Source organism: Kitasatospora sp. NPDC101447 (assembly GCF_044767225.1).
Lineage (GTDB): Bacteria > Actinomycetota > Actinomycetes > Streptomycetales > Streptomycetaceae > Kitasatospora.
The window spans coordinates 107,105-129,450 of record NZ_JBIWNL010000004.1 but is presented as its reverse complement, the minus strand read 5'-3'; the positions used below and the strand labels follow the sequence as shown (position 1 = coordinate 129,450).

Sequence of the window (22,346 nt, the reverse complement as noted above, 5' to 3'; positions counted from 1 at the left end):
CTACTCGACGGCCACCCGACGGCCACTCGTCGGCTACTCGACCAGCTGCGCGCCGTCCCGCTGGGCCGAGCAGCTGCGGCGGAACGTGCACCGGTCGCAGCCGCCACCGGTCTGCGGGACGAAGCGCTCGGCCAGGACCTTCCCCGCGGCCTCGGCGAGCAGGCCCTCGATCCACGGCTCGCCCTCCGGCGGGTCCTGCCGCTGCACCTTGGGGGCGTCCTGGGAGGCCTTGCCGGCGGGCTCGCGCAGGTGGACCAGTTCGGCGCCGCCGGTGGCCGGGGTGTGCTCGGCGAAGCCGGGCAGCTCGTTGAGGGCGCCGGCCCGGACGGCGAGCTGGTAGACGGCCAGCTGCTTGTGCTCGGGCAGGGACTTGTCGGTGGGCAGCTGCTTGCCGGTCTTGAAGTCGACGACGTAGGCGCGCCCGGCCGTGTCCTTCTCGACCCGGTCCATCGAGCCGCGGATGCGCACCGAGACGCCGCCGACGTCGAGGGTGACGTCGAAGCCGTGCTCGGTGGCGACCACGTCCCGGCCGCGTTCCAGGACGTGCCAGTTGAGGAAGCGCTCCAGGGCCGCGCGGGCCTCGGTCTTCTCCTGCTGGGACTTCCAGGGCGCGTCGAAGGCCAGCGCGTCCCAGACGGTGTCCAGGCGCTCCATCAGGACGGCGAGGTCGGCGGGGGTGCGGCCGGAGCCGACCTCGTCGGCGAGCGCGTGCACCACGTTGCCGAAGCCCTGGGCCGCCGAGCCGACGCCGCGCGCCTTGACCTCCTTGTCCAGGAACCACTGCAGCGAGCAGCTCTCCAGCTGCTCCAGACCGCTGCCGGACAGCCGCACCGGCAGGTCGGCGCTGCGCAGCGGCTCGGGGGCGGCGGTCGGGTCGTCCAGTCCCCACCAGCGTTCGGGGTGGGCGGCGGGCACCAGCGGCAGCCCGTCCTCGTCGGCGGCGGCGGCCAGGGTGGCGAGCCGTTCGGCGGCGGCGCGGCGCAGCTCGGGCGAGCGGGCCGGGTCGACGGTGACCGCCCGCAGCTCGGCGACCAGCGCGGCGACGGACAGCGGCCGGCGCGGGCGGTGGGTGACGTCCTCGACGGTGACCGGCGGGGTGCGGCGCACCACCTTTCCGGTGCGGGGGTCGACGTCCTCGCGGTAGAGCTCGCGCAGGAAGCGGGAGGGCTCGTCGCCGTCGTCGGCCGGGGCCTTGACGGCGGTGACGATCAGCCGCTCCTTGGCGCGCGTCGCGGCGACGTAGAAGAGGCGGCGCTCCTCGCCGAGCAGCGCGGCCGGAGAGAGCGGCTCGGCCAGTCCGTCGCGGCCGATCCGGTCGGCCTCCAGCAGGGAGCCGCGGCGGCGCAGGTCGGGCCAGAGGCCGTCCTGGACCCCGGCGACGACGACCAGGCGCCACTCCAGGCCCTTGGACCGGTGAGCGGTCATCAGTCGGACGGCTTCGGGGCGGACGGCGCGGACGGTGAGGGTGTCCGCGGCGATGTCCTGGGCTTCGAGTTCGGCGAGCAGGTCGAGGGCGCTGCGGTGGCCGGTGACCTGCTCCTCGGCACGGGCCGCGGTCTCGAACAGGGCGCACAGCGCGTCCAGGTCGCGGTCGGCGTTGCGGCCGGCGGCGCCGCCGCGCAGGGCGGCCCGCTCCAGCCGCTCGCGCCAGCGGCGGCTGCCGTCCCACAGCTCCCAGAGCGCCTCCTCGGCGGTGCAGCCGCCGGCCAGCAGCTCGCGGACCTTGCGCAGCAGGGTGCCGAGGTCGCGGGCGCGGCGGGCCTGCGCGGGGTCGAGGGCGACCAGCCGCTCCGGCTCGGCGAGGGCCTCGCGGATCAGCTCGCCGGCCGGGCGCGGGGCGGTGGCGGGGCGGCCTTCGGCGCGCAGTGCGGCGCGTTCCTCCTCGCGCAGGGCGCGGCCCAGGCGTCGCAGGTCGGAGCCGTCGAGGCCGCCGAGCGGGCCGGTGAGCAGGGCGTGCGCCAGTTCGGTGGTGAGCGGGTCGGGGCCGGCGGCGGCGCCGGCCCCGCTGCCGGGGTCCCCGGTGTCGTCGTCCCGGGCGCCGTCGTCCCCGGTGTCGGGGTCCGGCTCGCCGTGCCGGTCGCGGGCGGCCTGCCGGGCCGCCTGCTGGGCGCAGACCCGCAGGGCGAGCAGCAGCTGGGCGACGGCGGGCTCCTCGCGCAGCGGCAGGTCGTCGCCGTCGATCTCCAGCGGGACGCCGGCCGCGCCGAGCGCGCGCCGCACGCCCGGTATCGAGCGGGCACCGGCCCGGACGAGCACGGCCATCTCGCCCCAGGGCACGCCGTCCTCCAGGTGGGCGCGGCGCAGCAGGTCGGCGATCGAGTCGAGTTCGGCCCCGGGGGTCGGGTAGGTGTAGACCTCGACCCGGCCGCCCTCGCGGGAGGGCAGCAGGGCGCGGTGCTGGGCGAGCTTGTCGGCGGGCAGCCGCCCCATCGGCATCCGCCGGGCGACCTCCCGGGAGGCGGCGAGCAGGAGGGCTCCGGAGCGGCGGGAGACCCGCAGCACCTTGACCTCGGCGGGCTCGCCGTCGGCGCGGCGGAAGGTCTGCGGGAAGTCGAGGATGCCGTTGATGTCGGCGCCGCGGAAGGCGTAGATCGACTGGTCGGGGTCGCCGACGGCGACCAGGTCGCGCCCGCCGCCGGCGAGCCGGCGCAGCAGCCGGACCTGGGAGGGGTCGGTGTCCTGGTACTCGTCGACGAACACGACGTCGTAGCGCCGGCGCAGGTCCTCCTCGACCTCGGGGCGCTCGGCGAGCAGGACGGCGCGGTGGACGAGTTCGGCGTAGTCCAGGACGCCGCGCAGGTCCAGCACGTCGAGGTAGTCGGCCAGGAAGTGCGCGGCGGCGGCCCAGTCGGGGCGCTGGACGCCCTGGGCGAAGCGCTCCAGCTCGGCCTCGCCGAGGCCGAGCTCGCGGCTGCGGGCGAGGACGGCGCGGACCTCGTCGGCGAAGCCGCGGGTGGTCAGGCAGGCCCGCAGGTCCAGCGGCCAGGCGATCCGGGAGCTGCCGAGGCGGGCGTCCTCGGCGCCGCCGGCCAGCAGTTCGCGGACCATGACGTCCTGCTCGGGGCCGGAGAGCAGCCGCAGCGGCTCGGCGTAGTCCTGCGGGTCCTGGTGGGAGCGCAGCAGGGCGTAGCAGAAGGAGTGGAAGGTGGTGGCCTGCGGGGCGGCGGCGGAGCTGCCGAGCCGGCCGGACATCCGGTCGCGCAGCTCCATCGCGGCCTTGCGGCTGAAGGTGAGGACGAGGATCCGCTCGGGGTCGGTGCCGTCCGCGATCCGCCGGGCGACCGCCTCGACCAGGGTGGTGGTCTTGCCCGTGCCGGGCCCGGCCAGGACCAGCAGCGGCCCGTCGGCGTGCTCGACGACGGCACGCTGGTAGGCGTCCAGCACCGGCGGGTCGGGCTGGACGAGCGGGCTGCGCACGAGCCGGTAGGGGGAAGTCAACGAACGGATCCTGGGGTCGAGCAGGGCGGGGCGGGCACGGCAGGGCGGGCCCGCTCGGGCCCGCCCGCATCGAGCCTACGATCCTCCCCCGTCAATCCCGTCCGTGCGGGGAGTTCGGGGAAATCTCCCGGCCGTCCCAGCGGGCCCGCCGGAGGTCGACCCGGGGCGGGTCGGCGAGCTCGCGCAGCGGGGTGCCCTCCTCGCCGTAGTGGGCGAGGGCGCGCTGCTCGTGCCCTGGCAGGAAGCGGCCGTCCGCGCGGATCACCCGCCACCAGGGCACCGAGCCGCCGTACAGGGCCATCACCCGGCCGACCTGGCGGGGCCCGCCCTGGCCGAGGTACTCGGCGACGTCGCCGTAGGTCATCACCCTGCCGGGTGGAATCCGCTCGGTCAGGTCGAGCACCAGTTCGGCGAAGGGCGGCAGGGCGTCCGGGAGGCCGTCGTCTGTTACGTCCGTCACCTGCGGCATTCTTCCTCACGGGGGCGCACCCTTGGTCCCGTACGAACGGGACGCCGCGCCCGATCCGCCCCCTGTCCAGCACGGGGGGCCGGGGCATGCCACCATCTTCGGGGCGGTGAGTGGTGATACGAGGACAAGACCAGATGACCGGGACGGCTGACGTGGGCGTGGACAAGGACTCCGACGAGTCCTCTGCCGCCGTGCCCCCGGCGCCCGGCGGCGGGACCGAAGGCCGACCCGAACCCGGGCCGACGCCGGAAGTCTCCCTGATCAAGGACCGGACGATCAAGACCCCCGCGCCCGCCCGGGCCCCGGAACAGCCCGAACGGACCGCACCACCGGAGGCCGCGGCCCCGAAGGCGGTCGTCCCGGCGCCGACGGCCCCGGAGCCCTCGACCCCCGAACCGGCGGCCCCCGAACCGGTGCCGGACCACCAGGACCAGCTGGACGACGCCCCGCACCTGGACGTCGACGAGCCGCTGCTCGCCGCCCGCGCGCACCGCCCGTCCGACCTGATCCGCTTCCTGGCCGGCGTCTTCGGGATAGTCGCCGTCTTCGTGCTGGCCGGCATCGCCACCTCGACCACCACCGGCATCGAGCAGGACATCGCGACCAACGCGCCGCACTTCTCCGCGGTGCTCTCCACCATCACCGGCCTGGTCTCCAGCGTCGCGGTGCTCGCCGTGCCGCTGGCCTTCGCCGTCGAACGGCTGATCAAACGCGACGGCCTGCGGGTCGCCGACGGCGTGCTCGCCTCGGTGCTCGCGTACGGCGTCTCGCTGGGCATCGACTGGTGGGTGGCCGAGGGCGCCTCCGAACACATCCGCGACGCGCTGACCAGGCTGCCGCTGGACAGCAACGGCACCCTCACCGACCCGGTGCACGGCTACCTCGCCCCGGTGATCGCCTACATGACCGCCGTCGGCATGTCGAGCAGACCGCGCTGGCGGGTCGCCCTGTGGGTGGTGGTGGTCTTCAGCGGCGTCACCGAGCTCCTCGGCGGCTACACCACCCCGCTGTCGCTGATGCTCACGGTGCTGATCGGCTGGTCCGTCGCCTACGGCACGCTGTACGCGATCGGCTCCCCCAACATCCGGCCCACCGGCCAGCACCTGATGATCGGCCTGCGCAAGGTCGGCTTCACCCCGGACGGCGCCCACCGCGCCCCCGACGCCCCCGGCGGCACCCGCCGCTACTACGTCACCCAGCAGGGCGGCCGGCCCCTGGACGTCCACATCATCGACCGCGAGCAGCAGGCCTCCGGCTTCTTCTACCGGGCCTGGCGGCGGCTGCGGCTGCGCTCGGTCGCGGTGCGCCGCAGCCCGCAGTCGCTGCGCCAGGCGCTGGAGCAGGAGGCCCTGATCGCGTACGCGGCGGCCGCCTCCGGCGCCCACGCCCCGCAGCTGGTCGCCACCTCCGAGCTCGGCCCGGACGCGGCGATCCTGGTGTACGAGAACGTCGAGGGCCGCACCCTCGACGAGCTGGCCGACGACGAGGTCACCGACGAGGTGATGGCCTCGATCTGGCGGTCGGTGGCCGCGCTGCACGAGCGCCGGATCGCCCACCGCCGGCTGACCGGCGAGTCCCTGCTGGTGGTGGACGAGCGGAGCGCCTGCCTGGTCAACCTCTCCGGCGGCGACATCGCCGCCACCGACCTCACCCTGCGCATCGACGTCGCCCAGCTGCTCACCACCTTCGCGCTGCGGATCGGCCCGGAGCGGGCCGTCGCCACCGCCAACGCGGTGCTCGGCGCCGAGCGGGTCGCCCAGGCGCTGCCGCTGCTCCAGCCGGTCGGGATGAGCCGGTCCACCAGGGTGGACCTGTCGAAGCTCAGCAAGGAGCGCAAGGCCACCGCCCGGGCCAAGGCGCTGGAGCAGGTCGCGGCCGGCGAGCGCACCCAGCAGCAGGCCGAGGAGGACATCGCGGTGGCCGGCGAGGACCTGCTGAGCCGCATCCGCGGGCAGATCCTGCAGATCGCCCCCGAGGCGCCGATGGAGCCGGCCAAGCTGGAACGGCTGAAGCCGAAGACCCTGATCATGGTCATCGCGCTCACCTTCGCCGCGTACCTGGCCCTGACCACCATCAAGCCGGCCCAGCTCAAGCTCTCCCAGATGGACTGGGCCTGGGCCGCGGCCGCCCTGCTCGCGGCCGCCTTCAGCTACGTCGCCGCCGCGATGAGCCTGACCGGCTTCGTCCCCGAGAAGCTGCCGTTCCGGCGCACCGTCGCCGCCCAGCTGGCCGGCTCGTTCGTCAAACTGGTCGCCCCCGCCGCGATCGGCGGCATCGCGCTCAACACCCGCTACCTGCAGAAGGCCGGCATCCGCTCCGGCCAGGCGGTCGCCTCCGTCGGCGCCTCCCAGCTGGCGGGCCTGGCCGGGCACCTGCTGCTGCTGTTCAGCTTCGGTCTGATCACCGGCAGCCAGACCAACGGCGACCTCTCCGCCTCCCGCGCGGTGATCATCGGCGTGCTGACCGCCGCCGTGCTCGCCCTGGTGGTGGCCGCCGTCGCACCGCTGCGCCGGTTCGTGCTGGGGCGGCTGCGCTCGCTGTTCTTCGGCGTGGTGCCCCGGATGCTCGACCTGATGCAGACGCCCAGCAAGCTGGTCACCGGCTTCGGCGGAATCCTGCTGCTGACCCTCTCCTTCACCGCCTGCCTGGACTTCTCGGTGCAGGCCTTCGGCGGCGACGTCAGCTTCTCGGCGGTCGCGGTGGTCTTCCTGACCGCCAACGCGGCCGGCTCGGCGATCCCCACCCCGGGCGGCATCGGCCCGGTCGAGGTCGCCCTGATCGGCGCCCTGACCGTCGCGGACGTGTCCCCCGCGGTCGCCACCCCGGCGGTCTTCCTCTACCGGGCGCTCACCTTCTGGCTGCCGGTCCTGCCGGGCTGGATCGCCTACAACGTGCTGCAGCGCCGGAACGCGCTCTGACCCGCCGCCGGGGTGCCCGGCGCACGACTGAGGGCCCCGCCGTACGGCGGGGCCCTCAGTCGTGCGACACCTGCTAGTAGACCGGCTTGTGCGGCTCGATCTGGTTCACCCAGCCGAGCACGCCGCCGCCCAGGTGGACGGCGTTGGCGAAGCCCGCGGCCTTCACCACGGCCAGCACCTCGGCCGAGCGCACGCCCGACTTGCAGTGCAGCACGATCTTCCGGTCCTGCGGCAGCTTCTCCAGCGCGTCGCCCATCAGGAACTCGTTCTTCGGGATCAGCACCGCGCCGGGGATGTTGACGATCTCGAACTCGCCGGGCTCGCGGACGTCGATGAGGTAGATGTCCTCCGCGTCGTCCTGCCACTGCTTCAGCTGCTGCGAGGTGACGGTCGAACCGGCGGCGGCGGCCTGCGCCTCCTCCGACACGACGCCGCAGAAGGCCTCGTAGTCGATCAGCTCGGTGACCGTCGGGTTCTCGCCGCAGACCGCGCAGTTCGGGTCCTTGCGGATCTTCACCTGGCGGTAGTTCATCTCCAGGGCGTCGTAGATCATCAGTCGGCCGACCAGCGGGTCGCCGATGCCGGCCAGCAGCTTGATCGCCTCGTTGACCTGGATCGAGCCGATGGACGCGCACAGCACGCCCAGCACGCCGCCCTCGGCGCAGGAGGGGACCATGCCCGGCGGCGGGGCCTCCGGGTACAGGCAGCGGTAGCAGGGACCGTGCTCGGCCCAGAACACGCTGGCCTGGCCGTCGAAGCGGTAGATCGAGCCCCACACGTACGGCTTGCCGAGCAGCACCGCGGCGTCGTTCACCAGGTAGCGGGTGGCGAAGTTGTCGGTGCCGTCCACGATCAGGTCGTAGCCGGAGAAGATCTCCATGACGTTGGAGTTGTCGAGGCGCTCCTCGTGCAGCACCACGTCCACGTACGGGTTGATCTCCTTGACCGAGTCGCGCGCCGACTCCGCCTTGGAGCGGCCGACGTCCGACTGGCCGTGGATGATCTGCCGCTGCAGGTTCGACTCGTCCACCACGTCGAACTCGACGATGCCCAGCGTGCCGACACCGGCGGCGGCCAGGTACAGCAGCGCGGGCGAGCCCAGACCGCCGGCGCCGACGCACAGCACCTTGGCGTTCTTCAGCCGCTTCTGCCCGGCCATGCCCACGTCGGGGATGATCAGGTGGCGGGAGTACCGGCGGACCTCATCGACGGTGAGCTCGTCGGCCGGCTCGACCAGGGGTGGCAACGACACGGGGACTCCGATGGGTGTCTTGTTCGGGGTGGCCAGGGCCAGCCTCGGTGTGGGGTTGTTGCTCCGCCACTCGGGTGGCTGTCCAGACCAACAGTGTCACGTCCCCCCGGTATTCCGAGACAGCTCGTCCGAAGGGCGAGACGGGCCGCGCCGGATCGTGGAATCGGCCGGGAGGCCCCGACAGCCGCCCCGGGCCTGGGTTTCCCGGGCCCGGGGAAGCCTGCGGAGCACCCTCAGACCCGGCAGGCCGTCTCCAGCCAGACGTCCCCCAGGGACTCCTCCAACGGCACCTGTGTCCGCCATCCGAGACGGTCCCTGGCGGTGCGCACGTCCGCCTGCCGCCACGGCACCGGCTCGCCCGGCACCGCCCGGCCGTCCGGCCGCTGCCCCTCCAGCCGGTGCCCCGGCAGGTACGGGCCGGGCTGGTGGTGGTGGCCCGGCAGGTGGCCGGGCAGGTGGTCGCCGCCCGCCCCGACGGCCTGCGCCGGCAGCAGGACCTGCCGGTTCTCCTCGACGATCGACCCCTCGAAGCCCGAGGCCCGCACCAGCAGCTGGGCCGCGTCCCGGGCCCGGACGGCGTGCCCGCTGCCGATGTTGATCACCCCGGTGGCGGCCGACACCGCGGCCGCCTGGATGGCCCGCGCGACGTCCCGCACGTCGACGAAATCCCGGTATCCGGACAGGTCCGGCATCCGCACCTGGTTCTCGTCCCGCTCCAGCGCCCGCCGCAGGCCCTCGGCCAGCCGCCCGAACAGCGAGGCGGTCGGCGCGCCCGGTCCCACCACGTCGAACACCCGCAGCACCGCCGCGTCCAGCCCGGAGGCCAGCACCAGCTCCGTCCCGGCCAGCTTGGACACCCCGTACGGGCCCACCGGCCGCGGCTCGGCCGCCTCGGACACCGGCACCCCGCCGGGCACCGGCCCGTACTCGGCGGCCGAGCCGACGTGCACCAGCCGGGCCGGCTCCCGGCTGCGCCGGATCGCCTCGCAGACCGTCGCGACGGCCAGCGTGTTCGACCGGATCAGGGTGCGCGAGCTGCCGTAGGTGGCACCCGCGCAGTTGATCACCACCTGCGGCGCGACCGCGTCCAGGAAGCGGGCCAGCGCGCCCGGACTCCCGGTGGTCAGGTCGAAGCGGATGTCGGCCGAGTCGCGCCGGCCGAGCACCGTCACCTGCAACTCCTGGTCCATCAGCAGACGGTCGGTGACCCGGCGGCCGATGAAGCCGTCGGCGCCCAGCAGCAGCACCCTCATCGGGGGTGTCCTTCCACGAAGCGAGGTCGGGGACGACCTGGCGGACTGAAATCAACGAAGGGACGAAACACGGATCGGGGAGCGGGCATCGGGGGCAGGGGCGCGGGCCGGATCAGCGGTAGGAGCCCGCCCGGCCCAGCACCGCCCAGGCGTACGCCAGCAGCACCGCCGCGACGGCGCCGCCGCCGAGCAGGAGGGCCGAGGGCAGGGCGCGGCCCGCGGCGAGCAGCCCCAGCGTCGCGGCGGGCCCGGCCAGCGCCCCCACCGCCGCCGCGGTCGGCCGGCCGCAGTGCGCCAGCAGCGCGGGCAGCACCAGCAGCAGGCCCAGCACGCCCTGCGCCGCCCACGGCCCCGGGCCGGCCCGCTCGGCCGCCAGGTGCAGCAGCCCGCCGCCGTGACCCGGTGCCGGGCCCGGCGCGACGACGGTCCGCACGGCCAGTGCGGCGAAGGTCAGCGCGGCGAGCACCGCCAGGTGCAGGGCGACCGCGACCGGCAGCACCGGGCGCATCCGGGACCGGAACTCGGCCAGGGTGCCCGCCGCACCGAGGTGGCCCCGGCCGACCTGCCGGTACCAGCGGGCCGCCCGTTCGGCGGACCCTGCCGACACCGCCGCCGCCAGTCCCAGTGCGACGGCCGACGGGCCGTCCCCGGCCGGTACGGCCAGCGGGAGCAGCAGCAGTGCGGCCAGCCCCAGCCCGTACCCGAACGCGGCCGGGTGCCGACGGGACCGCACGGGCCACCGCGGCACCGGCGCCGGCCCGAGGGCGTCCGACGGGCGGCACGGCGGGGCGGTCGAGGGGCCGGGCCCGTCCTCCGGCGGTGCGGTCAGCACGGGCAGCAGCACCAGCGGGACGGCGGCGGTCAGCAGCACCGGCCAGCGGGCACCGAGCGCGGCCACCCCCGCGCAGGGCAGCGCGGCCAGCGCGGCGGCGGTCAGCGCCGCCCGGGCCGCGGCCCCGCGCCGAGGCGGCCGGACCGGCCCGGGCTCCGCCGGGCGCCGGGGCACCCGGGCGTACAGCTCCTCGGCGAGCGAGAACAGGTCGGCGTGCCGGCAGCGGGCGGCGGCGTCCGGGCCGAACCCGGCCTCCTCCAGCCCGGCGGCGATCTCCAGCGGGTCGACGGCGCGCTCGCACAGCTCCCGGTGCTCCGCCATCACCTCGCGCACCGGGTCCGCGCTGCTGCCGAGCGCCGCGCGGCCGGACATCAGACGGCCTCCGCGAACGCGGCGGGCTCCGGCGCGGCCGACGTCCGGGTGTCGGCACCCACGCCGTCCCCGCCGCCACCGTCCCCGCCGTCCCCGGCCGGGACTCCCCGGCCGTCCGCCAGCCAGTACTCGGCGGGCCGGGCGAACGGACGCGGCGCGGGGCCGCCCTCGCCGCCGCCCCCGCCGCCGGGGAAGGCCGGGTACTGCGAGACCAGTTCCAGGTATATCTCCCGGAAGGCGCCGATCACCGGCTCGACGGCGAAGCGTTCCTGCGCCCGCAGCCGCCCGGCCAGCCCGAGCCGGGCCCGCCGCTCCTCGTCGCGCAGCAGCGCCAGGCAGGCGCCGGCCAGGGCGCGCGGGTCGCGGGCGGGCACCAGCAGCCCGGCGGGCCCGACCACCTCGCGGGCCACCCCGACGTCGGTGGACACCACCGCCCGGCCGCTGAGCATCGCGTCCGCGAGCAGCCGGGGCGCGCGCTGGGACAGTGCCGAGAAGACCACGGCCGTACCGGCCTCCCAGACCTCGGCGAGCGTCCCCGGCCGTCCGGCGAAGTCCACCGCGGCGGCCACCCCCAGCCGCTCGGCCACCGCCGCGCAGTGCGCCCGGTAGCCGGGCGCCGCCTCCTCGCCGTACAGCACCAGCCGGGCGCCGGGCAGCTCGTCGCGGACCCGGGCGAAGGCGTGCAGCGCCAGCTCCGGGTCCCGGCCGGGCTCCAGCGCGCCCGCCCACACCAGGGTCGGCGCGGCCGGTTCCGGCCCGGCGGCCGGGCGGTCCACGGCCGGCGTCCCCTCGTACACCACCCGGGTGCGGGCCGGGTCGGCCCCGCAGCGGCGCTGCCACTGCCGGTCGTGGGCGCTGCCCGGGGTCAGCACGGCCGCCTGCCGGTAGGTCTCGCCGGTGAGCGCCCGGAAGAAGGACAGCAGCAGCACCCGCACCGGCCACCGGTACGGCGCCTCGCGGTAGCCGAGGTACTGCTCGCGCAGGTGCAGGCCGTGCTCGGTGACGACGAACGGCACCCCGTGCAGGTGCCGGGCCACCAGGGCGGGCAGCGCGGCGAGCCCGCCGCCGACCACGTGGCACAGGTCGGCCGCGCCGAGGCCGCCGGGGCCGGTGCCGTACCAGGGCGCGGACAGCGGCCGCAGGCACTGCTCCAGCAGGTCGGCCGCGACCAGTACGTCGCACACCAGCGGTTGCCCGGCCGAGGTGTCCGCGCCGGGCAGCCGCCAGGTCCGCTCCAGGATCCGCCGGGCGTGCGCGGAGGCCAGGAAGGCGGGCAGCCCGCCGTCCTCGCCCGCGAGCGCCGCCAGCCGGTACAGCCCGGGGCCGAAGCCGGCCCGCTCCCCCGGCAGAACCAGCGCCCGCACCAGCTGCTCGTACGCCCCGGCGTACCTGCGTCTGCGCACCGCGCCGGGTGCCCGGCCGGCCGGCCGGCGCCCCCACAGGGCCAGGTCGCGGACGTCGCGCCAGGCGGGCGACAGCCGCTCGACGGCACCCGGGCCGTCCGGGCCGGTCAGCAGGTACAGCTCGAACTCGTGCTCCGGCAGGCCCTCGGCCAGTCGGTCGCACCAGCCTCCGGCGCCACGCTGGGGATGCGGACGGGCACCCTCGGTGAGCAGGGCAATGCGCACGGGAGACCTCCAGGGCAGAGCGGATTCGCGGACGGATCACGGACGGATCGACGGACGGCCGAGCGGCCCGAGCGGTGGCCGGGGGCGCCCCCGTGCGCAGCGGGGACGGCCGGGGCCGGGGAGTCGGTCGGCCGGGCCGGCGCCGCGGCGCCCCGTGCGGCGGCCCGGCGGCACGGCCGCGGCCGTGCCGCGTTCCGTTCCCCCGGGCGCCCGCCCGCTCCGGCGGCCGGACCCGACCGCCGGGACCCCTGACCGCGGCCGCCCTCCGGTTTCTCCGGCGGCCGCGGCTCCCCCACACCTGTTCGGTCCGACAGCAGAAAGGTAGGACCGGCCCCGGGCAATCCATCGGTCACATGCCTGGCTGCCACCTGAACGAGTGAAAGGCCGTGACCTCGACCCGAACCGGGCCGTTACCGGGCGGTACGCGCGCCCGCCCGCGACGCCCGCGTCCGGCGGGCCCGCGACGCCCGCCCGCGGCGGGCCCGCCCGCTCAGCGCGCGGTCTGCGCGATCAGCTCCCGCACCGCGCGGGCGACCTCGTCCGGGTGCTCCATCATCGCCACGTGCCCCGACTCCGGCAGCACCAGCAGCCGGGCGTCCGCGAAGGCGGCGCAGGCGCGCCGGGCCGAGCGGTAGGAGACCAGCTTGTCGCGCAGCCCGTACACCAGCAGCACCGGTGCCGTGACCTGTTCGGCCTGCCGCCACAGCGCCTGGTCGCCGCGCTCGGTGTACGCCGAGACGATGCCGCGGGCCGAGCCGATCAGCGCCTGCATCGCGTGCGGCACCTCCAGCCGGCGCCGGTACTCGGCGACCGCCTCGGCCCGGACGGCCGGGCTCAGGCTGCCCGGGTCGCCGTAGACCAGCCGCAGCAGGTCCTCGGTGGCCGCCTCGACGTCGCGCCCGTTCGCGGCCAGCCGGCGCAGCACCGCGGGCACCCCGGGGACGGCGAGCAGGCCGGTCGGCCAGGCGGAGCGCTGCGGGGGCAGCTCGGGCAGCGCGGGCGAGACCAGGGTGAGGCTGCGCACCAGGTCCGGGCGGAGGGCGGCGAGGCGGACGGCGACCGCGCCGCCGAGGGAGTTGCCGAACAGGTGGACGGGGCCGCGGTCGGCGGCCTCCAGGTAGCCGATCACCGCGCGGACGTGGCCGGAGACGGTGAGGTTGCCGTCGGTGGGCGGGTGGGAGCGGCCGAAGCCGGGCAGGTCCACGGCCTCGCCGTCGACCAGTCCGGAGAGCCGGTCCATCAGGGCCGTCCAGTTGGCGGCCGAGCCGCCGAGCCCGTGCACGAAGAGGCCCGGCTCGCGGGCGTCGGCGGCGCCGTCGGCGGCGGCCCGGTGCACCGCGAGCACCGCGCCGGGGACCTCGACCGTACGTACCTGCTGCTCAGCGCTGCTCATGGTGGACGATGGTAGTGAGCCCGGGCCCGGAGCACCCGGGGTGGTCCGGCCGTCCCTTCCCTTCGTCACACCACTGCCGAGGCCGAGGTCAGCGCCGTATTGTGGGCTCCTGACAACCAGCCGACCGTCTTTTCTCGCCTTCGCCGAACGCGGGCGCGGTTACCGAAAAGTAGAATCGGCCATCTTGCCAGCCCCGAACAGACCCGAAGTGAGGAGCGCCGTGACGGCCATCCAGGAGGCGCAGGAGCGCCCGCGCGGTGCCCGCCTGCCGCGAAGCGCCCGCCGTGAACAACTGCTCGGTGCCGCCCAGGAGGTGTTCGTCGCGCAGGGCTACCACGCGGCCGCCATGGACGACATCGCCGACCGCGCCGGGGTCAGCAAGCCGGTGCTGTACCAGCACTTCCCCGGGAAGCTGGAGCTCTACCTGGCGCTGCTCGACAAGCACTGCGACGCCCTGGTCGAGTCGACCCGCGAGGCGCTGTCGACGACCAACGACAACAAGCAGCGCGTGGCCAACACCATGGAGGCGTACTTCAACTACGTCTCCAGCGAGTCGGGCGCCTTCCGCCTGGTCTTCGAGTCGGACCTGACCAACGAGCCGGCCGTGCGCGAGCGGGTCGAGCGGGCCTCCGAGGCGAGCGCGACGCTGGTCAGCAAGGTGATCCAGGAGGACACCGACCTGCCCGAGGCGGAGTCCAAGCTGCTCGCCGCCGGCGTCTGCGGCCTGGCCCAGATCACCGCCCGGTACTGGCTCTCGCAGGGTCTGGAGATCCCGCGCGACGAGGCGGTGCGACTGGTCGCCAGCCTGTCCTGGCGCGGTCTGAAGGGCTTCCCGATGCACCCGGGCGACCTGCCCGGTGAGGGTGCCCACCAGGGGTGATCCGCCGACCTTCGCCTGGGCGCTGATCCGGTGCTCTATGGTGAAGCCGTACGGCGCGGTCGCCGCGAACGCTTGTTCCAGGCGGTCCGGTGCCCGCGCGTGGAGGCTGCAACCCCGGAGGGACGGAAGCCGTGGAGGTCAAGATCGGCGTGCAGAACGCGCCGCGCGAGATCGTGATCGAGAGCTCGCAGACTGCCGATGAGGTCCAGAGCGCGGTCGCGAAGGCGCTGGAGGGCTCGGAGAAGCTCCTCACGCTGACCGACGAGCACGGCCGTCGCGTCATCGTCCCGGCCGAGCGCCTGGCGTACGTGGAGATCGGTGAGCAGGCCGTCCGCAAGGTCGGCTTCGGCACCCTCTGAGGCGCCGCCCGAGCAGTCGTTACCGGTGCCCCGTTCCCGCGAGGGAGCGGGGCACCGCTGCGTGTACGGCCGGGTGGGGCGGGGTACGGCGACAGGTGCGGCAACGGTGCCGCACGCCCGTCCCCGGGAGGCAACCTTGCTGGTGGAGTCGCTCGCGTTCGCCCTCGTCGGCCAGGTCACGGGCGGCGCCGCACTGCTGGCCCTGCCCGCGTACTTCCGGGCTCCGCGCGCCCTGACGCTCGGCACCGCACTGGCGGCGGCACTGGTCGGCGGGGTGGTGGCGCACTTCTGCCTGGACGGGCGCTACCCGGCGGTGTCGGTGGCGGCGGCCGCACTGGCCTCGGCCGTGCTCACCTCGATGCTGGCCCGGCCGGACCTCGCCGCCGGGCGGGCCCCGGCGCACCGCCACCACCCGCACCGGACCGGCGCCCACCGCGCGCCGCGGCGGCACCGGCCCGCGTAGCCGGTCGGTCAGCTGGCCAGGCCCAGGGCGGCCATCCGCTTGGTGTGCGCCTCGGTGATCCGGTTGAACATCTTGCCGACCTCGACGAGGTCGAAGCCCTGCACCCGGACGCCGCCGACCAGCAGGTTGGACAGCGCGTCACGCTCGGCGACCACCCGCTGGGCCTGGCTGAGCGCCTCGCCCATCAGCCGCCGGCCCCACAGGGCGAGCCGGCCGCCGGCCCGCGGGTCGGCCTGGATCGCCTCGCGCACCTTGTCGACGGCGAACTGGGCGTGGCCGGTGTCGGACATGACGCCGAGCACCAGGTCGCGGGTGTCGTCGTCCAGCCGGACGGCCACCTCGCGGTAGAAGTCGGTCGCGATGGCGTCGCCGACGTAGGCCTTGACCAGGCCCTCCAGCCAGTCCGAGGGCGCCGTCATCCGGTGGAACAGCTCCAGCGGCTCGACGAACGGGCGCATCGCCTCCTGCGGGTCGGCGCCGATCTCGGCGAGCCGGTCGTGCAGGCGCTGGTAGTGCTGGAACTCGGCGGAGGCCATCCGGGCCAGGGCCGCCTTGTCGGCGAGGTCCGGCGCCAGCTTGGCGTCCTCGGCGAGCCGCTCGAAGGCGCTCAGCTCGCCGTACGCGAGCGCGCCGAGCAGATCCAGCACCGCCGCCCGGTAGCCGGGGTCGGCCGAGCACGCGGCCCAGTCGCCGATCGAGCCGGCCGCGGCGTCCTGCGTCTCACCATGGGTCTCCATGACCTGTCACCTTAAGGCCTGTCCCCGGGCTCCCGCCCGTGTCGCGACGCCGGGTGACCGGCCCGATCGTGTGATCGTGCGGCGGTCACCGGGGGCAATGTCAGACGCGTCACGTGTTCGAGTCGTCGCCTGACTGTATGGTGGTACGGAGCCCCGTCGTGCTTGCACGGTGTCACCGCCGTCTCGGTAACCCGCGCAAGCCCGCTCCGAAGCGGCACCGTCCAGCCGGACGTGTCCGCACCGGAGGCACGGGTACTCACGTACGCGGATGCCCGGTCGGAGAGCCGATCGGCTCCGACCATGGCTTGGACTTCAAGCCTTGGCACCGCATCAGTGGCCGAGCGAGGGCCGCCGAGACCACGCCCCCTGGCGGAGGTCCCGCGCAGGTCCCTCACGGGAACCCTCCCCGACGCCGCCGGCGACGCGCCCCGCACCAGGGCAGCGCGCACCGGCCGGCCGCAGGGACCGGCGCGGTTGTGCGTCCGCGCAGCTGTAATCGGGGCCGCACAGGCCCGTACGCAGCCGCGCGGCTGCCCGCCCGCCGCTCGCTCTCGGCCCCTCCACACGGAAGAGGCAGCACCCTGTCCACCACCGCTGAACCCATCAAGACGACGTTCCGGGACCTGGGGATCCTCCCGGAGACCGCCGAGGCGCTCGAAGCCGTCGGCATCGTCCACCCCTTCCCCATCCAGGAGATGACCCTCCCGGTCGCGCTGACCGGCCACGACGTCATCGGCCAGGCCAAGACCGGCACCGGCAAGACCCTCGGCTTCGGCCTCCCGCTGATCGAGCGGGTCGTCGTGCGCGCCGACGTGGACGCCGGCCGGTGCACCGAGGAGCAGCTCTCGGACTTCCCGCAGGCGCTGATCGTCGTCCCGACCCGTGAGCTCTGCACCCAGGTCACCAACGACCTGCAGACCGCCGGCAAGGTCCGCGACGTGCGCGTCCTCGCCGTCTACGGCGGCCGGGCGTACGAGCCGCAGGTCGAGGCGCTCACCAAGGGCGTCGACATCGTGGTCGGCACCCCGGGCCGACTGCTCGACCTGGCCGGCCAGAAGAAGCTGAACCTGTCCAAGGTCCGCGCGCTGGTCCTGGACGAGGCCGACGAGATGCTCGACCTCGGCTTCCTGCCGGACGTCGAGAAGATCATCACCATGCTGCCGGCCAAGCGGCAGACCCTGCTGTTCTCGGCCACCATGCCGGGCCAGGTCATCAGCCTCGCCCGCCGGTACATGAGCCAGCCGACCCACATCCGGGCCACCGCCCCGGACGACACCGGCACCACCGTCGCCAACATCGAGCAGCACATCTTCCGTGCGCACTCGCTCGACAAGGTCGAGATGGTCTCGCGCATCCTGCAGGCCGACGGCCGCGGGCTGGCGATGATCTTCTGCCGCACCAAGCGCACCGCCGCCGACGTCTCCGACCAGCTGACCCAGCGCGGCTTCGCGGCCGGCGCGGTCCACGGCGACCTCGGCCAGGGCGCCCGCGAGCAGGCGCTGCGGGCCTTCCGCAACGGCAAGGTGGACGTCCTGGTCTGCACCGACGTCGCCGCCCGCGGCATCGACGTCGAGGGCGTCACGCACGTCATCAACTACCAGTGCCCCGAGGACGAGAAGACCTACCTGCACCGGATCGGCCGCACCGGCCGGGCCGGCGCCTCCGGCACCGCCGTCACCCTGGTCGACTGGGACGACATCCCGCGCTGGCAGCTGATCAACAAGGCGCTGGACCTGCCGTTCAACGACCCGGAGGAGACCTACTCCACCTCGCCGCACCTGTACGAGCTGCTGAAGATCGCGCCGGGCACCAAGGGTGTCCTGCCGCGCTCGGAGCGGACCCGGGCGGGGCTCAACGCGGAGGAGGTCGAGGACCTCGGCGAGACCGGCGGACGCGGCAGCCGTTCCGCCCGTTCCGGCCGCGGTCGCGCCGGACAGGGCGGCCCCGGCCGTCCGGCCGCCGCCCCGGCCGAGACCGAGGAGCAGAAGCCGCGCCGCACCCGTGAGCGCCGCCGCACCCGTCGTGGTTCGGCGCTCGGCGCCGAGGGCGAGGCCGTCGCCGGCGTGACCGAGGCCGCCGTGGCGGCCCCGGCCGTCGAGGGCGCCGAGGGCGAGGCCGCACCGCGCCGTCGCCGTCGCCGCTCGCGCGGCGGTGCCGCCGGTGAGGCCGTGGCCGCTGCCGCGGTCGAGGCGACCGTGGTGGAGGCGGCTCCGGCCGTCGAGGCCGCTCCCGCCGTCGAGGCTGCGGTGGCGGAGAAGCCGGCCGCCCGCACCCGTACCCGGACGCGCAAGCCGAAGGCGGAGGCGGTCGAGGCCGCTCCGGCCGTCGAGGCCGTCGCCGTCGAGGCGGTCGTCACCGAGGCCCCGGCCGAGGAGAAGAAGCCCGCCACCCGGACCCGCACGCGCAAGCCGAAGGCGCAGGCCGTCGAGGCCGCCACCGAGGCCGTCGTCGCCGAGGCCGTCGTCACCGAGGCCCCGGCCGAGGAGAAGAAGCCCGCCACCCGGACCCGCACGCGCAAGCCGAAGGCGGAGGCCGTCGAGGCCGCCACCGAGGCTGCCGTCGCCGAGGCCGTCGTCACCGAGGCCCCGGCCGAGGAGAAGAAGCCCGCCACCCGGACCCGGACCCGCAAGCCGAAGGCCGCGGCCACCGCCGAGACCGCCCCGGCGGCCCCGGCCGCCGAGGCCGACGTGGCCGAGGTCCCGGCCCCGCGCAAGCGCACCCGCGCCCGCAAGGCCGCCGCGACCGTCGAGGCGACCCCGGAGAGCTGATCCCGGTGCATCCCCCGAGGGGGCGAGCCAGGCCGACAGGCCCGGCCCGCCCCCTCGGGCGTTCCCGGGCCCCGGCCGCACCGGCGACGAGGGGCCTGCCGCCGTCCGGGCCCGCCGGCGCCGGGCGGGGCACGACACGTCGCCGACGGCACGGGCGCCGGACGGCGGCGGGCACGCCCTAAGCTCGGGGGCGTCGGGAAGTCGCAGGCAGGAGAGCAGGGAGACCACGCCATGAGCACGCCGCCGTTCCTGAGGTTGCCCCGGTGCGCGCGGGCCGAGCGGGTGGTGACCGGGCGCGGCGGGTTCGCGGCGCTGCGGGCGGAGCCCGACGGGGCGGTGCTGGGTTCGGCGCTGCTGGTCCCGGGGTTCACCGGCAGCAAGGAGGACTTCATCGGGCTGCTCGAACCGCTCGCGGCAGCCGGGTACCGGGTGACGGCCGTGGACCAGCGCGGGCAGCACGAGACCGGTGGGCCGGACGACCCGGCGGCGTACGCCGTCGGCGAGCTGGGCGCGGACGTGCTGGCGCTCACCGAGGCGCTGGCGGCGGACGGCGAGCCGCTGCACCTGCTGGGGCACTCCTTCGGCGGCCAGGTGGTGCGGGAGGCGGTGCTCTCCGCCGCCGCGCACGGCCCGCTGCCGTGGCGGTCGCTGACCCTGATGTCCACCGGGCCGGGCGCGATCGACCCGGCCGAGGCGGCCCGCACCAAGCTGCTGCTGGACGCGCTGCAGGTGATGGGCCTGGAGGAGATCTGGCAGGTCATGCGGCAGATGGAGGCCGACAGCGGGCAGCCGCTGCCGGCCCTCGACCCCGCCGTCGCGGAGTTCCTGCACCGCCGCTGGCTGGCCAACGTGCCGCGGGCGCTGTCCGTCACCGGCGGCCACCTGGTCGCCGCGCCGGACCGGGTGGACGAGCTGGCCGCCGCCACCGCCGGGCTGCCGGTGCTGGTGCTGTCCGGCGTGCGGGACTACGCCTGGCCGGTCCCGGAGCAGACCGGGATGGCCGAGCGCCTGGGCGCCCGACGGGTGGTGGTCGCGGACGCGGGCCACTCCCCCAACGCCGAGCAGCCGGCCGCGACCGCCGAGGCGCTGGCCGCGTTCTGGGCCTGACCGCCCTCCGGTCCCGACCGACCCCCGTCACCTCACCGCCTTCCGGAAGTGGTCTGTACCACTTTCGGAAGTTCGACGGGCTTCATCGCAGGACAAAAGTCGTTAGTTACGGTAATCTTTGATTCTGTCCGGGAATCATCGTCGGCCTCGACGCCGACGCGTACCGCTCGAAACCTGGACTTCACGGACGGGCAACGGCCCGGTAGCACCGCCACGACACCGTGGTTACGAGGCACTGGACGCACCAGGCAAGCAGGGGGAGCCCTTGCCGCAGCAGACCGCCGCACGCACGACCCGCCCGGTCCGGCCCCTTCGCCGGACCCGCAGGACCCCGAAAGGGCTGATACCGACTCAGCCGCAATCGCCCCGCCCGACAGGGCAAGGAAGGGAGACGCCCATGACGAAGACCATGCGCTTCGAGATCGTCCGACTGGACGACACCAACGGCTCCGCCACCGACCGTCTGATCGCCGACGCCGCGACCGTCCGCGAGCACGTCCAGGCCGCCGCCCGCACCGGCGAACGCCTGCTCATCCGGCCGTGCCCGACCGTCTGACCCCGCGCGGCGCCTCCGACCGGGAGGCCTCACCCGCCGCAGACGAGCCGGGGGCGTCCGATCCGGACGTCCCGATACCGGACTGACGCCCCGTCATCGCGACCGCCGATGACGGGGTGTCAGTGTGTCCGGGGTCGCGCCCCGGACGTTTGCCGCCGCCCGTCACGGGACATCCCCCAACGGGAACCACCCCGCGCCGCGCCCACCCCGCGCCGGCCGGGCGTCCACCACCGACAGGTGCCGCCGAGCCCTCCGTACGGGTGATCGTCCTTGACGCGGCGGTCCGGAGGGAGGAGCGTTGTCGGCTATGAGGGGCGAGCCAAGCTGCCCGAGGTGCGCCGGTCGGGTCCGCGCCCCCGGTCTGTTCTCAGACACCTGGCAGTGCGACCGGCACGGAGCCGTGCACCCGATGCAGCCCGTGCTGCCCCCGAGCGTCGAGGCCCTGGGCGTCGCCGTCGCCCGCTCGCAGGTCCCCGTCTGGATGCCCTGGCCGCTCCCGGTCGGCTGGCTCTACACCGGCATCGCCCACGCCGGCGACGACGTCTCGGGCGCCCGCGCCACCGCCGTCGCCTGCTCCGGCCCGGCGCCGCTCGGCGGCTTCGGTGAACTGGTGCTGGTCGCCGAGGAACTGGGCGTCGGGCTCGGTGCCCGCTACGCCGGACTCCCGGGGCCCGACCCGGGCGACTCCGTCGGCCTCTACAAGCCCGCCGACGCCAAGCTGATGGCCGCCGGCCGGCCCACCCCGATGTTCCACGTCCCGGACGCCCCGGCCGACCGCGCGGTCTTCGTCGGCGAGGCGCGCGGGCTGTGGCTCTGGGCGATCGCCTGGCCCGAGCAGTCCGCGCTGGTGATGTACGACGAGCTGGTGCTCACCGACCTGCGCGACGCCGGTGCCGAGCTGGACCTGCTGCCCTGCGGAGCGCTCTCACCCCGACTGCTCGGCTGACCCGCCCGGGCCGCCCGCTCTCCCGCCGCACCGCCCGCCCCTCGCCCGGACGGCCTATCCTGGTCGGCACCCACGAGCCCCCAGGAGCCCGCCCCGTGCGCATCGACCTGCACGCCCACAGCAACGCCTCCGACGGCACCGACAGCCCGGCCGAGCTGGTCGCGGCGGCCGTCGCCGCGGGCCTCGACGTCGTGGCGCTCACCGACCACGACACCGTGGCCGGCCACGCCGAGGCGGCCGCGGCGGTGCACGCGCTGCCCGACGGCACCCGACTGACCGTCGTGCCCGGCGCGGAACTGTCCTGCGTCGTGGACGGCGTCAGCATGCACCTGCTGGCGTACCTGTTCGACCCGGAGGAGCCCGAGTTCGCGCGGGAGCGGGAGCTGGTGCGCACCGACCGGTTCCGGCGCGGGCAGGCGATCGTCGAGCGCTGCCGGGAGCTCGGCGCGGACATCAGCTGGGAGCAGGTGCAGCGGATCGCGGGCGCCGGCTCGGTCGGGCGGCCGCACATCGCCAGCGCGCTGGTCGAGGCGGGCGTGGTGGCCACCGTCTCGGACGCCTTCACCCCCGAGTGGCTGGCCAACGGCGGGCGGGCGGACGTCCGCAAGCACGAGACCGACCCGCTGGAGGCGGTCCGGCTGGTCCGGGCGGCCGGCGGGGTGCCGGTCTTCGCCCACCCCGGCGCGGTCAAGCGCGGCCGGGTGGTCCCGGACGCGGTGATCGCCGACCTCGCGGCGGCCGGGCTGGGCGCACTGGAGGTCGACCACACCGACCACGACGAGGAGACCAGGGCCCGGCTGCGCGGTCTGGCCGGCGAGCTCGGCCTGCTGGTCACCGGCTCCAGCGACTACCACGGCACCCGCAAGACCGTCCGGCTCGGCGAGCACACCACCGACCCCGCCGTCTACGAGGCACTGCTGGCGCAGGCCACCGGCGCGAAGCCGATCGAGCGCTGAGGGTACGGGCCGCCGCGCT

17 protein-coding genes are annotated in these 22,346 nt (G+C 75.4%); 9 read left to right on the top strand and 8 right to left on the bottom strand.

All coding sequences use genetic code 11. The features are described from left to right. Positions 1 to 33: 33 nt before the first annotated feature. Both ACIRST_RS07635 and ACIRST_RS07630 read right to left on the bottom strand, forming a co-directional pair. Positions 34 to 3,438 carry an ATP-dependent helicase gene (locus ACIRST_RS07635; protein WP_402800710.1) on the bottom strand — a complete coding sequence of 1,135 codons (3,405 nt, stop codon included), beginning with the start codon at positions 3,436 to 3,438 and terminating at the stop codon, positions 34 to 36. Positions 3,439 to 3,529: 91 nt separating this feature from the next. Beyond that, positions 3,530 to 3,907, bottom strand: a complete 378-nt coding sequence (locus tag ACIRST_RS07630; RefSeq protein ID WP_396544520.1) for an MGMT family protein — start codon at positions 3,905 to 3,907, stop codon at positions 3,530 to 3,532. 134 nt (positions 3,908 to 4,041) lie between these two features. Here ACIRST_RS07630 and ACIRST_RS07625 point away from each other — a divergent pair, with 134 nt between their 5' ends. Next, complete coding sequence (locus ACIRST_RS07625; RefSeq protein ID WP_402800708.1) at positions 4,042 to 6,825, top strand: flippase-like domain-containing protein; 2,784 nt, start codon at positions 4,042 to 4,044, stop codon at positions 6,823 to 6,825. A 73-nt stretch (positions 6,826 to 6,898) separates the two neighbouring features. On the opposite strand, the gene moeZ is transcribed toward ACIRST_RS07625, so the two are convergent. The 5 genes from moeZ to ACIRST_RS07600 all read right to left on the bottom strand — a co-directional run bounded on the left by moeZ (position 6,899) and on the right by ACIRST_RS07600 (position 13,555). Further along, complete coding sequence (gene moeZ / locus ACIRST_RS07620; RefSeq protein WP_350522114.1) at positions 6,899 to 8,077, bottom strand: adenylyltransferase/sulfurtransferase MoeZ; 1,179 nt, start codon at positions 8,075 to 8,077, stop codon at positions 6,899 to 6,901. 233 nt (positions 8,078 to 8,310) lie between these two features. Beyond that, the gene (locus ACIRST_RS07615; RefSeq protein ID WP_402800706.1) at positions 8,311 to 9,330 is read right to left on the bottom strand and encodes an NAD-dependent epimerase/dehydratase family protein; all 1,020 of its coding nucleotides are present in this window, start codon (positions 9,328 to 9,330) and stop codon (positions 8,311 to 8,313) included. Between the two features lie 112 nt (positions 9,331 to 9,442). Next, positions 9,443 to 10,534: a hypothetical protein gene (locus ACIRST_RS07610; protein ID WP_402800703.1), complete on the bottom strand. Its 1,092-nt coding sequence runs from the start codon at positions 10,532 to 10,534 to the stop codon at positions 9,443 to 9,445. Further along, positions 10,534 to 12,162, bottom strand: a complete 1,629-nt coding sequence (locus ACIRST_RS07605) for a DUF3492 domain-containing protein (RefSeq protein WP_402800701.1) — start codon at positions 12,160 to 12,162, stop codon at positions 10,534 to 10,536. The genes ACIRST_RS07610 and ACIRST_RS07605 overlap by 1 nt, the downstream gene beginning before the upstream one ends. A gap of 490 nt (positions 12,163 to 12,652) precedes the next feature. Next, a complete protein-coding gene (locus ACIRST_RS07600; protein ID WP_350522118.1) occupies positions 12,653 to 13,555 on the bottom strand; it encodes an alpha/beta hydrolase in 903 nt (300 codons plus the stop codon). A gap of 220 nt (positions 13,556 to 13,775) precedes the next feature. Here ACIRST_RS07600 and ACIRST_RS07595 point away from each other — a divergent pair, with 220 nt between their 5' ends. From ACIRST_RS07595 to ACIRST_RS07585, 3 genes are all read left to right on the top strand, one after another. After that, entirely contained in the window at positions 13,776 to 14,435 is a 660-nt protein-coding gene (locus tag ACIRST_RS07595) for a TetR/AcrR family transcriptional regulator (RefSeq protein WP_350522119.1), read from the top strand. Between the two features lie 131 nt (positions 14,436 to 14,566). After that, the gene (locus ACIRST_RS07590; protein ID WP_350522120.1) at positions 14,567 to 14,794 is read left to right on the top strand and encodes a DUF3107 domain-containing protein; all 228 of its coding nucleotides are present in this window, start codon (positions 14,567 to 14,569) and stop codon (positions 14,792 to 14,794) included. A gap of 136 nt (positions 14,795 to 14,930) precedes the next feature. Beyond that, positions 14,931 to 15,257 carry a hypothetical protein gene (locus tag ACIRST_RS07585; RefSeq protein WP_350522121.1) on the top strand — a complete coding sequence of 109 codons (327 nt, stop codon included), beginning with the start codon at positions 14,931 to 14,933 and terminating at the stop codon, positions 15,255 to 15,257. Between the two features lie 8 nt (positions 15,258 to 15,265). On the opposite strand, the gene ACIRST_RS07580 is transcribed toward ACIRST_RS07585, so the two are convergent. After that, positions 15,266 to 15,994 (bottom strand): ferritin-like fold-containing protein, encoded by a 729-nt coding sequence (locus ACIRST_RS07580; RefSeq protein WP_350522122.1) that lies wholly within the window; start codon positions 15,992 to 15,994, stop codon positions 15,266 to 15,268. A 476-nt stretch (positions 15,995 to 16,470) separates the two neighbouring features. On the opposite strand from ACIRST_RS07580, the gene ACIRST_RS07575 reads away from it, so the two are divergent. The 5 genes from ACIRST_RS07575 (at position 16,471) to ACIRST_RS07555 (ending at position 22,327) form a co-directional block, all read left to right on the top strand. After that, positions 16,471 to 18,762, top strand: a complete 2,292-nt coding sequence (locus ACIRST_RS07575) for a DEAD/DEAH box helicase (RefSeq protein ID WP_402800698.1) — start codon at positions 16,471 to 16,473, stop codon at positions 18,760 to 18,762. Between the two features lie 231 nt (positions 18,763 to 18,993). After that, a complete protein-coding gene (locus ACIRST_RS07570; RefSeq protein ID WP_350522124.1) occupies positions 18,994 to 19,869 on the top strand; it encodes an alpha/beta fold hydrolase in 876 nt (291 codons plus the stop codon). Positions 19,870 to 20,266: 397 nt separating this feature from the next. After that, positions 20,267 to 20,425: a hypothetical protein gene (locus ACIRST_RS07565; protein ID WP_158834957.1), complete on the top strand. Its 159-nt coding sequence runs from the start codon at positions 20,267 to 20,269 to the stop codon at positions 20,423 to 20,425. Positions 20,426 to 20,732: 307 nt separating this feature from the next. After that, on the top strand, positions 20,733 to 21,371 hold the full coding sequence (locus ACIRST_RS07560; protein WP_350522125.1) for a DUF6758 family protein: 639 nt from the start codon (positions 20,733 to 20,735) through the stop codon (positions 21,369 to 21,371). A gap of 95 nt (positions 21,372 to 21,466) precedes the next feature. Next, a complete protein-coding gene (locus ACIRST_RS07555; RefSeq protein ID WP_402800694.1) occupies positions 21,467 to 22,327 on the top strand; it encodes a PHP domain-containing protein in 861 nt (286 codons plus the stop codon). Positions 22,328 to 22,346 lie beyond the last annotated feature (19 nt).

Bases quoted from the DNA above. Each gene is read 5' to 3' on its own strand.
- ACIRST_RS07570 (WP_350522124.1), top strand. From the start codon at position 18,994: ATGAGCACGCCGCCGTTCCTGAGGTTGCCCCGGTGCGCGCGGGCCGAG.
- ACIRST_RS07600 (WP_350522118.1), bottom strand. From the start codon at position 13,555: ATGAGCAGCGCTGAGCAGCAGGTACGTACGGTCGAGGTCCCCGGCGCG.
- ACIRST_RS07580 (WP_350522122.1), bottom strand. From the start codon at position 15,994: ATGGAGACCCATGGTGAGACGCAGGACGCCGCGGCCGGCTCGATCGGC.
- ACIRST_RS07565 (WP_158834957.1), top strand. From the start codon at position 20,267: ATGACGAAGACCATGCGCTTCGAGATCGTCCGACTGGACGACACCAAC.
- ACIRST_RS07560 (WP_350522125.1), top strand. From the start codon at position 20,733: ATGAGGGGCGAGCCAAGCTGCCCGAGGTGCGCCGGTCGGGTCCGCGCC.
- ACIRST_RS07615 (WP_402800706.1), bottom strand. From the start codon at position 9,330: ATGAGGGTGCTGCTGCTGGGCGCCGACGGCTTCATCGGCCGCCGGGTC.
- ACIRST_RS07625 (WP_402800708.1), top strand. From the start codon at position 4,042: ATGACCGGGACGGCTGACGTGGGCGTGGACAAGGACTCCGACGAGTCC.
- ACIRST_RS07610 (WP_402800703.1), bottom strand. From the start codon at position 10,534: ATGTCCGGCCGCGCGGCGCTCGGCAGCAGCGCGGACCCGGTGCGCGAG.
- ACIRST_RS07630 (WP_396544520.1), bottom strand. From the start codon at position 3,907: ATGCCGCAGGTGACGGACGTAACAGACGACGGCCTCCCGGACGCCCTG.